This window comes from Parvibaculum sp., from assembly GCF_019635935.1.
GTDB lineage: Bacteria > Pseudomonadota > Alphaproteobacteria > Parvibaculales > Parvibaculaceae > Parvibaculum.
In genome coordinates this window covers 1,166,385-1,178,196 of record NZ_JAHBYN010000001.1, presented here as the reverse complement: position 1 = coordinate 1,178,196, position 11,812 = coordinate 1,166,385, and the positions used below count along the sequence as shown (strand labels likewise).

The 11,812-nt window shown below is 57.7% G+C and carries 12 protein-coding genes and 1 tRNA gene; 6 read left to right on the top strand and 7 right to left on the bottom strand.

Annotation, left to right across the window (positions count from 1 at the left end):
• Positions 1-37 precede the first annotated feature (37 nt).
• The 3 genes from rpoH to KF719_RS06065 all read right to left on the bottom strand — a co-directional run bounded on the left by rpoH (position 38) and on the right by KF719_RS06065 (position 1,845).
• Entirely contained in the window at positions 38-1,018 is a 981-nt protein-coding gene (gene rpoH, locus KF719_RS06075) for an RNA polymerase sigma factor RpoH (RefSeq protein ID WP_293507823.1), read from the bottom strand.
• A gap of 162 nt (positions 1,019-1,180) precedes the next feature.
• On the bottom strand, positions 1,181-1,507 hold the full coding sequence (locus KF719_RS06070) for a transcriptional regulator (protein ID WP_293507822.1): 327 nt from the start codon (positions 1,505-1,507) through the stop codon (positions 1,181-1,183).
• Positions 1,504-1,845, bottom strand: coding sequence for a type II toxin-antitoxin system RelE/ParE family toxin (locus KF719_RS06065; protein WP_293507821.1), 342 nt, complete (start codon positions 1,843-1,845; stop codon positions 1,504-1,506). The genes KF719_RS06070 and KF719_RS06065 overlap by 4 nt, the downstream gene beginning before the upstream one ends.
• Before the next feature lie 227 nt (positions 1,846-2,072).
• Between KF719_RS06065 and KF719_RS06060 the strand changes: the two genes are divergently transcribed.
• On the top strand, positions 2,073-3,563 hold the full coding sequence (locus tag KF719_RS06060; RefSeq protein WP_293507820.1) for a hypothetical protein: 1,491 nt from the start codon (positions 2,073-2,075) through the stop codon (positions 3,561-3,563).
• 121 nt (positions 3,564-3,684) lie between these two features.
• Here KF719_RS06060 and KF719_RS06055 read toward each other — a convergent pair whose 3' ends face one another.
• Entirely contained in the window at positions 3,685-4,428 is a 744-nt protein-coding gene (locus tag KF719_RS06055) for a hypothetical protein (RefSeq protein ID WP_293507819.1), read from the bottom strand.
• A gap of 54 nt (positions 4,429-4,482) precedes the next feature.
• A complete protein-coding gene (locus KF719_RS06050; protein WP_293510592.1) occupies positions 4,483-5,556 on the bottom strand; it encodes an RluA family pseudouridine synthase in 1,074 nt (357 codons plus the stop codon).
• Between the two features lies 1 nt (position 5,557).
• Here KF719_RS06050 and KF719_RS06045 point away from each other — a divergent pair, with 1 nt between their 5' ends.
• The 3 genes from KF719_RS06045 to KF719_RS06035 all read left to right on the top strand — a co-directional run bounded on the left by KF719_RS06045 (position 5,558) and on the right by KF719_RS06035 (position 8,008).
• Positions 5,558-5,947, top strand: a complete 390-nt coding sequence (locus KF719_RS06045; protein WP_293507818.1) for a hypothetical protein — start codon at positions 5,558-5,560, stop codon at positions 5,945-5,947.
• A gap of 828 nt (positions 5,948-6,775) precedes the next feature.
• Positions 6,776-6,851, top strand: a tRNA-Glu gene (locus KF719_RS06040).
• 518 nt (positions 6,852-7,369) lie between these two features.
• Positions 7,370-8,008 (top strand): hypothetical protein, encoded by a 639-nt coding sequence (locus tag KF719_RS06035; RefSeq protein WP_293507817.1) that lies wholly within the window; start codon positions 7,370-7,372, stop codon positions 8,006-8,008.
• On the opposite strand, the gene KF719_RS06030 is transcribed toward KF719_RS06035, so the two are convergent.
• Entirely contained in the window at positions 7,986-9,851 is a 1,866-nt protein-coding gene (locus tag KF719_RS06030) for a hypothetical protein (protein WP_293507816.1), read from the bottom strand. The two genes, KF719_RS06035 and KF719_RS06030, sit on opposite strands and share 23 nt — an antisense overlap.
• A 730-nt stretch (positions 9,852-10,581) precedes the next feature.
• Positions 10,582-10,809, bottom strand: coding sequence for a helix-turn-helix transcriptional regulator (locus KF719_RS06025; protein WP_293507815.1), 228 nt, complete (start codon positions 10,807-10,809; stop codon positions 10,582-10,584).
• Positions 10,810-10,911: 102 nt separating this feature from the next.
• Between KF719_RS06025 and KF719_RS06020 the strand changes: the two genes are divergently transcribed.
• Together KF719_RS06020 and KF719_RS06015 are read left to right on the top strand one after the other, a co-directional pair.
• Positions 10,912-11,151, top strand: coding sequence for a hypothetical protein (locus KF719_RS06020; RefSeq protein WP_293507814.1), 240 nt, complete (start codon positions 10,912-10,914; stop codon positions 11,149-11,151).
• A gap of 35 nt (positions 11,152-11,186) precedes the next feature.
• Positions 11,187-11,531 carry a hypothetical protein gene (locus KF719_RS06015; RefSeq protein WP_293507813.1) on the top strand — a complete coding sequence of 115 codons (345 nt, stop codon included), beginning with the start codon at positions 11,187-11,189 and terminating at the stop codon, positions 11,529-11,531.
• The last annotated feature ends 281 nt before the right edge of the window (positions 11,532-11,812 follow it).

Genomic DNA, 11,812 nt, shown 5'->3' with positions numbered 1-11,812 from the left:
CAAAACGTTGTTAATTTCGCCTTAAAGCCGCCCCGGATCAAAAATCCGCCAGCGCCTCGCGCCGCGTGTCCGCTTCGGCGCGCATCGCGGCTTTCATGGCCTTTTGCAGCTTCTCGAAGGCGCGCACCTCGATCTGGCGGACGCGCTCGCGGCTGATGCCATACTCCTGCGAAAGATCCTCCAGCGTCGCCGGCTCGTCCTTCAGCCGCCGCTCGGTCAGAATGTGCATCTCGCGCTCGTTCAGCGTTTCCATCGCGGCGGCCAGCATTTCGCGGCGTTGTTCGAGTTCCTGTTCCTCGCCCAGCGTCGCTTCCTGGTCGGCGGTGTCGTCCACCAGCCAGTCCTGCCACTCGCCGGTTTCGCTGTCCTGCCGCAAGGGCGCGTTCAGCGAATTGTCCGGGCCCGCCATGCGCCGGTTCATCGACACCACTTCGTCTTCGGTGACGCCGAGGCGTTCGGAAATTTCCTTCACCTGTTCGGGGCGCAGATCGCCGTCCTCGATCGCCTGGATCTGGCCCTTCACCTTGCGCAGGTTGAAGAACAGCTTCTTCTGCGCCGCCGTCGTGCCCATTTTCACGAGCGACCACGAGCGCAGGATATATTCCTGGATCGAGGCGCGGATCCACCACATCGCATAGGTCGCGAGGCGAAAGCCGCGCTCCGGCTCGAAGCGCTTCACCGCCTGCATCAGCCCGACATTGCCTTCCGAAATCACCTCGCCGATCGGGAGCCCATAGCCGCGATAGCCCATGGCGATCTTGGCGACGAGGCGCAAATGCGAGGTCACCAGCTGGTGCGCGGCTTCGGCGTCTTCGTGCTCGCGCCAGCGCTTGGCCAGCATGTATTCCTGCTGCGGCTCCAGCATCGGGAATTTGCGGATTTCCTGCAGGTAGCGCGACAGCGACCCTTCGGGGTTGGGCGCCGGCGCCAGCCGCGCCACCGCCTTTCCGGCGGCCGGCTTCGCCGCCGCCTTGGCGGGCAGCTTGCCAGCGGGCTTTTTCGCGTCGTCCTCGGCCATTGTCGAACCCCTTCGCCTCGTGCTTTCGGTCGTGTCTCTCGGCTCTGCCAAGCCAATATCATAGCAAACCGCTCAGGTACCCGGGGACAACTTGCCGTGACCGAATGCCGCCCCCGGCAAGAGGGCTTATATGGGGGCGGGGCGGGCGCGGGAAAAGGGGGGTCAGGCGGCCTTCTTCTTCGCCCGCGCCTCCACATCCACCCGCAAATGCCCCGTCATCGCCTCGAAAATCGCGGCCAGATTGTCCATGCCCGGATTGCCGCGGGCCGACAGCATGCGGTGCAGGCTTTTCGGCGGAATGCCGGTGAGGTCCGCAAGTTTCTCGAAGCCGAGCGTGCCGTTGACGATGTCGCGCAGCATCAGCCGCGCCACTTCCGGCTCGCCGCCGAGAAACACCGTCACCGCTTCCGTCAGCGCGCCGCGCGCGAAGGCGGGCTCGCGGCGCAGCCGCGCAACGATCGTCTCGCTGGCATCGCGGGTCAGTTTCATTTGCGTCCCTTCCTCGTCTCCGCCTTGCGGCGTTTGTATTCGGCGAGCAGCGCTTCGGCCTCGCGGATGTCCGCCTGCTGGCGCTTCTTGGTGCCGCCGCCGAACAGCATCACCAGTTCCTTGCCGTCGCGCGCCAGATAAATCCGCAGGCCCGGCCCCCAGTCGATGCGGTATTCGCCCAGCGTCCCGATCCATTTCACGGCGGTGAGATTGCCATGCTCCATCCGCGCGCGCGCCGTCAGCACCTTGTAGGCCGCTTCGTGGCTCAAGCCCTCGAACCATTTGCTGAACGGGCTTGAACCATCCGGGCGCAGATATTCCTCGACCCTGAACGGCATTTGATTAGTACCCTATATGTTACTATAATGCAAGTCCGACCAACAGGCGATACGCGGCCCCGTCCGGCTTCCGTCATTGCGAGCGAAGCGAAGCAATCCAGGCGGCGACAAGGACAGTCCTCGCTTTTCTTTGCAGATCAACGCATCCCGAAATAACGTGTACGGACACTTTAAAAGCACATAGGCTGTTCGCAAGTGACGACACGTCATTTATCGGGGGGAAATCAATGTCCACGAGACCCGACTATTTCGCGAAAGGCGAAAAGGCGCGACTGATCCCCGTCGCGGCCGACTCCAACAAGGAGGTGCGTGCAACCTCGGTCTTTCTCGCGGCCATGATGGCTGTGCCGCCATTTGCCGAACGAATGTTCGATACGATCGGACAGAAGATCGGCAAGCGTGCCGAGGTGAGCTGTTTCACGGAAGTCGGCTTCAAGCAGGCGACCGAGGGTCGCAATCTTCGCCCCGACGGTTTTGTGGCTGTATCTTCCGGGCGGGGCCGGCAATGGACGGCCCTGATCGAAGCCAAGATCGGCAACGCCGAAATCGATGTCGAACAGGCGAAGCACTATGCCGCGCTGGCAAAGGACCACGGCATCGACGCCGTCATCACCATTTCCAATCAGTTCGCGGCGCTGCCGACACATTCGCCGGTCAATATCGGCAAGGTGCTCGCCCGCAATGTCAGTGTCTTTCATTGGTCGTGGATGTTTATTGTCACCGAGGCGATGCTTCTCATCGGCGATGACGCATTCAACACGCCCGAACAGAAATTCATTCTCTCGGAACTTGTGCGCTTCCTGTCGCATGAATCGGTGGGCGTCCGCCGCTTCGACCGCATGAACAAGGAATGGAAGGACGTCGTTCTTGCCGTCAATGCGCGCTCGGCACTCGTCAAGACCTCCCCGGATGTGCTCAACACGGTTGCGGCATGGCATCAGGAATCGCGAGACGTGACGCTGCTTATGACGCGCAAGGTCCGGCGCCGTGTTCGGCAGAAATTGACTCGATCCCACGCCAATGACCCTTTGGCGCGTTTGACGGCTGACGCCGAGAAGCTGGCGCGGGATCACATTCTCGAATTCTCCCTGGAGATACCGGACGCCGCCGATCTACTCGAAGTGCAGGCCGACATTGTGCGGCGCTGCCTGATCGTTTCGATGACGCTCGAGGCCCCGGACACAAAGCGCGCCTCAAGCCGGGTCAACTGGCTCGTGAAGCAGCTCGCAAAATCCGAACCGGCGGACATCCTGATCGAAGCGCAGATGCCGGGCCGGACTCCGCCTGTCAGGGCAACATTGGCGCAGCTTCGCGGCGAACCCGCTTTCATCGAGGAAGCCTTCGCCGCCGGAACGCCCGTCGGCTTTAAGGTGATGATGGTGCGCGACATAGCCGGTCGTTTCAGCGGCAACAAGACTTTCATCGAGGAGCTCGAAAGGCTCGTGCCCGAATTCTACGAAAATGTCGGCCAGCATCTGCAACCCTTCCGTCCCAAGCCGCCGCAACTGAAACCCGAACAGAATGAAAGCGCTGCGGAAGCCTCACCCGACGCATCGAAGGGCATGCAGGATGTGGCGCTTGCCGCCAACGATGCGGCGGCGGAAGCGCTGGACGTTGTTGTGGGCGGGATGGCGGAGGAGCCTCAAGCCGAAGCGGATGGTGTTGTGAGCGCTACAATGGACGATGTGTCAACGCCAGGTGAGCCACGTCCGATCTAATGCGACATTCTGTGTCGGCGCTGCGGGCAGGACGACTTACCTGCGGATGTTCCGTCACGTACAGAAGTAGACTTTTCGAGTGACGACTGCTGCCCTGAACTTTCGCGTTGTCTGTGACATTTTATTTGGGGCCGAAGGTAAGCTTCGAACGGCGAACTGGGGTCAACACACCGTACTTCTCAGTTGTTGCGCTGATTAATTCGAAAAACCAGGATGGTGCAGTTGGTGAAATAACAATGCTTCGCAAAAGCTTCTCAAGAGATACACCGATTTTCATTCCGTTTTCCGCTATGTCGATGTCAAATTCCTGAGATCGATCAACTATAACGCGAACCTCTTTCTCAAACTCATAAGCTTTAAGTTTATATGAGAATATGTTGCTGTACGGACGAATGTCGATCTCTGGATTTCTCCAGTGGTTGACATATCTTACCTTTTTTATCGCCCACCTGAAAGGTAGGTTTGCTTCGATCATGCTGTCTCGTAGCATTCCTACTGTGGTTGTTATGGCCATAGCGGCGCTAGATTGCCCATAGATATGCCACATGGCCATGCTGTCGTTTGTGTTTCTGTGCCAGCAGTTGACGAAAACTTTTTCCCGGATTCGTTTTGCGAACTCGTCGGCAGTGAAATCTATTCCGTTTTCGCGGTAGTTGTGGTCAATAATTTCTTTTATTTTCCGTGTGAATGCACCTTCGTACGCATCCTCGAATTTGTCTCCTCGAGAAAAGAATAGGTCGCGATTGTGTGTAAGATCGAGGAACTTCGCTGTGTCCAAATAGCGCCAGAGAACCGTCGAGTCTTTCAATTCAATATCAACGATCGGACGATTTTTGTTTAGGGTCGCGGTGAGTGACTTGATCATGTGCTTTTTCCATAGATTGGCGCGAATTTTCAATTTTCTGTCTTTTGCATTCCCTCACCCCTCCAACGCCGCCACCAGCTCCCGCATATCCGCCGGCAGTTCCGCATCGAAGCTCATCTTCTCCCCCGTCACCGGATGCTCGAAGCCGAGGTGATGCGCGTGCAGCGCCTGCCGCCCTAAGCGCTCCAGCGCGATTTGTGCGTCTACGGAGAGTTTTGCCTTGCGGCTTTTCATGCCCGTCCCATAGGTCGGGTCGCCCAGCAGCGGGTGGCCGAGCGCGGTCATGTGGACGCGGATCTGGTGGGTGCGGCCGGTTTCGAGGCGGCATTCGATGCGGCCCACCAGCCCGCCCGCATATTCGGCCTTCACCGCATAATGCGTGATGGCGGTGCGGCCGCCGGTGATGTCGTCGCCGTCGTCATCCACACGCGCCTTCACCGTCGCCATCTTGACGCGGTTGTGGCTCGAGCGGGCGATGTTGGCGTCGATGACGCCGCGCTTTTTCGCCGGCACGCCCCAGGTGAGCGCCGTGTAGGCGCGCGCGAGCTTGCCGTCGCGGCCATGCGCGGCGAATTGCGCCGAGAGGCCCTTATGCGCGCGGTCCGATTTCGCCACCACCATCAGCCCGCTCGTTTCCTTGTCGAGCCGGTGGACGATGCCGGGCCGCCGCTCGCCGCCGATGCCGGACAGCGTGTCCCCGCAATGGGCGACCAGCGCGTTCACCAGCGTCATGTCGGGGTTGCCGGGTGCCGGATGCACCACGAGGCCCGCCGGTTTCATCACCACGATCAGGTCTTGATCCTCGTAGACGATCTCGAGCGGGATCGCCTGGCCTTGCGGTTTCGCGGGCGCGGGCGCCGGCAGCGTCACGCGCCAGCGCTCGCCGGTTTTCACGCGCCGCGCGGGCTCGGCCACCGGCTTTGCGCCGCCCGCGCCTTCGAGCGCCACATGGCCTTCCTCGATCAACTGCCGGATGCGCGCGCGCGAGGGCGCGGCCGCTGCGTCCTTGTCCTCTTCCAGCTTGATTGCCAGGGCGTCGGTGAGATACTTGTCGAGGCGCGCGCCCGCCTCGCCTTCGGCGACGGTGACGGCGATCGTTTCATCCGGCAATGCGGGAGCGGCTTTCATCATGGGCGAGGATACAACATCGGGGCGCGATGTGCCGCCGCCCACCGGGCTCAACACGCCTGAAAATATCCGGAGGCTGAAATTCGTCGTCGGCGGATTGGGGGCGCTGATGGTTGTCGGCTTCCTCGTCGTCATCGTCACCATCGCCAATCGCGCTTCCTCGCTTGGCGAGCGCGAGGTGCGGGCGCCCGGCGGGCGCTTCGGCGTGTCGGAGATCGGCGTCGCGCCGGGCGAGCGCGTCCGCGCCATCGTGCCGATGGATGGCGACCGCCTCGCCGTGCATCTCGCCTCGGAAGGCGCCGAGACCATCCTCATCGTCCATGCGCGCACCGGCCTCGAGCTCGGCCGCATCCACCTCGTCCCCCAATCGGGCTTTGCTTCAAGGGAGTGAGGGGGAGGAAGAAAGGGACTGGCACGCGAAGACGCGAAGACGCGAAGGCGCGAAGAAGGAAGAAAGAAGGACTCACGCAGAGACGCAGAGAAGAAAATTATTGCGCCTTCGGCGCGAAGGAAGACTCTTCCGGCGCGAAGCGCCATCAACCCTTCTTCGCGCCTTCGCGCCTTCGTGTGCAAAAAGCGGCGTTCCTCAAAAACCGGGGATTACTTTTTTTCGAGGCGTCTTGCGGGCACCGCCTGGCGCCGCCCGGCGCGGCGCCGCTGCGGTTTGTGACAGTTTTTTGACAGATCGATGACAGTCGCCCCGGTACCGGTGCGGATTCCGGTGCAAGCCTTTGATGGGGCTCGCTTTTCGGCGCGCGGGCGTGATTTCTGACAGTTCGATGACAGTCGCGCGCAATTGCGGCCGCATGAGCGCGCTCAAGCGGTTGATTTCGTTCGGGAAATTGCCGGGGAGGGGGAGGGCGCCGCCAGCGCCGGGGGAGGAGGGAGGATGGCGCTGGCGGCGATCTGAAAGGCGGTCGGGGAGGAGGTCGACCGCGTTTTCGTGGGATAAATATCCGGCTTCCGTGACAGATTGTCAACTGGATTTCTTGTGCGTTGCAATAATTTCGTGTTTGTTGCGATGCGAATGAATTGCATCACAAGTCATTGAAAACGCTTGCGAAAATTCCGATGCTGCGGAGTGGAAATCCGTATTTCAGCAGCTGGTGCGGTCGAATGCCGCAGTGCGGAGGGTTGGTTTTAGGGGCCGTGCCCTAGGCAAATCCGATTGCCCTTGCGCGGGATTCCGAACCGTCATAGAAGGGGCGCCGCCTGATCCGTCCCCTTCGTCTAGCGGTCCAGGACGTCGCCCTCTCACGGCGAAAACAGGGGTTCGAGTCCCCTAGGGGACGCCACTATAAAATTTTCACTGAAAACCGCAGAAACCCTAGCCCTCTTTTTTGTTACGAAGTCAGAGGCTACCACAGTTTAGGCGACGCTCTAGCCCACTCTGCATGAGGCCGCTTATCCAGCCTTTAGCCTGCTTAGTTCATCTTAGGCCATCGTCGGTAGTCGGGGCAGATAGCCCCGTGGCGCTGTCCGCACCGGATGCATTTCAAGCGCCGGACGATGAACTCCAAATCTACAGCCCCGTACCTATGAGCTAGTGACCTAGGGTCTAGCCGCTCGGCATGGCCACAATGGCGGCAGAGCGCCCAGAGCAGCGTTTCAGCCCTGACCGCTTCCAGTAGTGATTTTGGAATGCCGATACGATACTCGCGCACCATGAGAACAAAATAAGTACATTCCGGTGTGGGAGTCGATAGGCTATCGCAACCATCGGTAGGAATATGTTCGATGTAGGGGAGAGACCGGCAGCGGGCGGTGTCGCACTTTGAATTTTGACCGGAGCTGAAGCGCCATGGGAGGCACTATGAAGACGTACAACGTCAACGCGCCGACGCCGCAGGGCCCGGCAAAAAGGGATCAACAGGCGTTTCTCATCGGCGTTGATTTTCATGAGGCCGCCTTGCGCGCTACCCACGAAGTTAATGATCCTAAGGGCGGCACAATAAGTCCGACATGCCCGATGGTTGTTTGTTACGCCTTTGCCGCTGAGCTGTACCTGAAAAGCTTGTTGACGAAGACAGTCAGAAACCATCGCCTGAACGTGCTGTATGAACATCTCTCCGATGAAAAGCGACACGACGTTGCGGCGGCTTACGAGGTCCGGACGGGCCGCAATTTAAGCGTTCTGCGGAATGACTTGCGAACTCTTGGCGTTGCCTTTGTAGATTGGCGCTACGTTTTTGAGGGCGAGGGGCAGCAACTACACTGCAACCTGCTAGTCGCTTTTACTAAGTCGGTTTACGAAACAATCCGGCGACATAAACCGGATTGGAAGGTGCGCGAAGTGCTGAATGAGCGCTTTCGCGCAGAAGAAGAAACCCCCGTCATGACTATCAAGAATCTCGGCGGGGGCACCTTCATCAAGATTGTTGATGGCACCGGACAGGCTAAATTCGATCGGGCGGGACCGCAGGCCCAAGCTACCGAGCCCAATACACGCTAGACGGCTTCGTTGCGGTAGCTCTCAATTCAAAACCAACAAGCCCGGCCTCTAGAAGGTCACTAATGGCATCTTCGCGAAAGCGTTTTGATACGCCGCAAGTCTTTCTGGTGATCGTTGATTTCGTAATCCCGTCAGCGCCAGCGCTACGGATGATTTCCAGAAGCTTCTTGCTGAAGCGCTCTGTTTCGTTGTCAGCGACATGACGTGAAACGAGTTGGACCATGTAGTTGATCGAGCTGCGAACAACGTCTTGGGCCCATCGGGCATCAATCTCAGAAATCTCCGGCGCGACCGGATTAATGCCAATCGCCCGTATCATCGAGAGCTTTATCACAAGCTCTCTGTATCGGGCCCACAACGGGCCTGTAGTTTCATCCTTACGCAAGTGGCGCACTTGCTCGTCATATGCCGCATCGATTAAGTCGCTAGCAGCTTTGGCTGTCAGTACGGCGATCTTCGCTGAGGTGCCTTCACTCGCGGTAACGGCCACCATGTGCAAATTACCTGCTTCCTCTGGCTTGGCGGCGTATGAAACTCGTACCGCTTCTGCAAGAGATTCCGGTACCGCCAAATCAACCGGCTTTTGTCTGGCCGGGTAGGGGTTACGCGTTTCTCCCAGAACGAACCTGTTCAACAATCCACTCACGGTATCTGCTGAAGTGAGTGATGCAGTGAGGGTTTCAGGAGTGGTGGTCGCATACATACACAGGTGCGGTTCGTAGAGGTCAACGCGCGGCTTGGACTTCCGATCTGCGTATTCGTCGCCAAGCAGGACGCCGTTTGCCGCGCCTGTTAGCTCAAGAAGACCGCGTGTAATGCTCTTCGCCGTCGACTCCGACTTTCCTGACATTGCCTCAAGTTTCTTCCCGAACTCGTCCATGTGGCAGAGCTTCACAGGATGATCTTGAAGCGCAGAAAGCAAACCGGAGCGGCTATGTACGTCATCGCCCATAAGCAACTTCGATAGACCAGACGCGGCGAACAATTTTTTGACTTGCTTTCGGCTGTGGTCTTTGCCAACACCCGTTTGGCCCACAGCGAGCAGGTAGATATTGGTTCGTGTGTCTTCGCCTTCATAGGCGTAGCGACGGCCCGCCAACGCGCCAACGGCTGCTATGGAGTTCATAAGCGCGAACTCCGGCTGGGGCATGATCGCGCTACGATTTATCCAGTCCGCTATTTCACCGACGAGTCCCGGTACTTTCAAACAGTGAGCCGGGATGCCCGTGACATTGCTTTCAAGCGTTGCTTCTACGTCGGGGCGCTTTTCAATAATGCGTTGTACGGCTTCCGACAGCGACCGCCAGCCCTCATAGCTGCTCGGCTCCACATTCTCTGAGCGGCGCACAAATGGAACGACATTGGTATCCTCGTATGGATCATCGAAGAACTGACCTAGCGTTTCCAAGTCTTTCGGCGTGATATCGTCTCCGAGGGCGGCGCTCTCAATCCAACGCTCGTACATGTCGCGGGCCGCGAGGCGCGCAATGCCGTCATCATTGTGCGCGCGACATGTGACGAACCTGACTATCAGATCAATGAAGGACACGTCACAGGCTTCGACGTGGCCGTCATCTTCGTAAGTGTGAGTGATCCTGTCACGCCGAACTTCGATTAACTCGCGGTCACCCGGTTCGCCGTTACTTAGGGTAACAAGGCAATCGGGCATGCGCTTCGCACACCACTCATCCGCATTAATGTAGGCGCTCGCATTAATGTAGGCGCTCAGGTACACAAGAAGTCGCTCCCGAAAGGGGGAACCGACTTCCTCAAGCTCCGCGTTGCTAAGTTCGCCTAGCGGTAGTGGTTCAGGTTTTTGTGTCTCGCAGTTTGCAGGCAGCATTGTGCTGCTCCTTTTTTGAGTTGAGAGTCCGACTCAGGAGCAAGCGAAATTCGTTATTTTGTGTGCTGCCGCTCTGCGGCTTATTTTCAAAATTGAGAAACAAAACTTCTATTGTCCTAGGTCATTGACCATTGGCAGCCCCGGTCCCAATTGACCGGGGTTTCTTTTTATGTGCTGGCCTCAAGCCACTGTTCGAATTCCTCTCGGTCCAAAACCATCCGCTTCCCCTTCCTGTGCGCTGGACATGCACCAGCGTCGACTCGACGTGTTAGGGTCATGTAGGAGAATGGAAGATGATACTCCCGCGAGGCAGCTAGTAGAGATAGATTGTTCATCGGAAAGCCGTTCGTAAAAATCACAATTAAACTCGATTTGTGATGTTATCAGGCAAGCCCGCCTCGCACGAAATATTTATTTTCCCGACAATCCGCATACTGATCTTGAACGTTTCTCATTGCTAACAGTACGAAATTTCCTTCTGCGAAAATGGTTACATTGTGTAATTTTCTTGCTGACACTCGCAGGCAACGTGCCTCATTGATTGCTCATATGCGAGGTGGTTATGACCATCGATGCGCCCGGCAATCCATCTGATCCTAAGATCGCACTAGAGCTAGCCAGCGATGATGGCAGAAAAGCTCTCCGCGCTTCCGACACACCACAGACAGACCGTCCGCCGTTCGTGAAACCGCCATGCGGTTACGAATGCGTCGAGAGCTAGGCTGACGGTTTATCTGCGTGCCTTCTTCTGCGGAGGCTTTAGTAGTTCAGCAGGTTCAATCTCAAGAACCTGTGCCAGCCGCCCGATGATCTTCAGGCTGACGTAATAGACGCCTTTTTCAAGCTGACTGAGGTAGCTGCGGCTTACGCCAGCCTCATAGGCAAGATCGTCCTGCGAAAGCCCCTTGGCGTTTCGCGCACGGCGTAAATTGGCGGCAAAGGTTTCCCGTAAATCCATACGAGATAGAAATCAGCTTGTTCAGGATACGCACCCCGATATACTGAACAAACGTTCATCGGGAAGCCGACGCATTGCCGGTTGCCCTATTGGTATGGGGCAATGATGAAGCTCGTCTGGATACTCGCCGCGACGATTCCACTAACCGCGTGCAACATACCGATAGCCAACAAGCCTTGGCGCGCTGGACCGCACGCTACAGAGACGGTTGAAATGGCGCAGGCCAACTGCCGCGTTGTCGCAAACAGCGCCACAGCGGGCCAACAGAGCCTTCAGGCGGCGGTTGATGGCGGGGTGATCTTTCGAGACTGCATGATCGGCAAGGGCATGGTGCGGGAATGACGGCGCTGGTCACGAGTGTAAATGGAGGGGCGAGAATGAAGCAGATTGCCGGTGCCATTGGCGCACTACTGATGCTTACCGCTTGCGGAGAGCAAACGCCGTACGAACGCAAGATGAGTACCTGCAGCTCAAAGGGTGAAATGCTTGCAGCGGTTATGTCTCAAGACGGTGTTAGGCAAACGCTCAGAAGCCCATCAACTGCCAGCTTCCCGTCTTCTGGCACGGCCTCGCACAATGGCGATTGCACATTTAACGTGTCGGGGCGCGTTGACGCACAGAACGGCTTCGGTGCTATGGAGAGGCGCTACTACACTGGCGTCATCAAGTATGACCACAACTCGGATACCTGGCAGATGCGGTCGGTTGATTTGGGGGAGTAGTTATCTCGGCCAATAGTCGAATAAGACGCAATTTTTATCGATAAAGGACCATTGGACTGAGCGGTATTTATTCCCACAACTCATTGTTTTATTTATTCATTTCAGAGATTATATAGATAATTCAAATTTTTCCGGCCGGTCCCCCTCCCGCTCGGAATGCCCCGCTACATATCGAAGGTAGATAGAGAGAGGTGGAAAAATATGAACTTTTCCTACTTTTTGATTCTGCTAGTAGAGACAATCACTTAGCGCAGCGATTTCAACATTTCCGCTCGCAATGT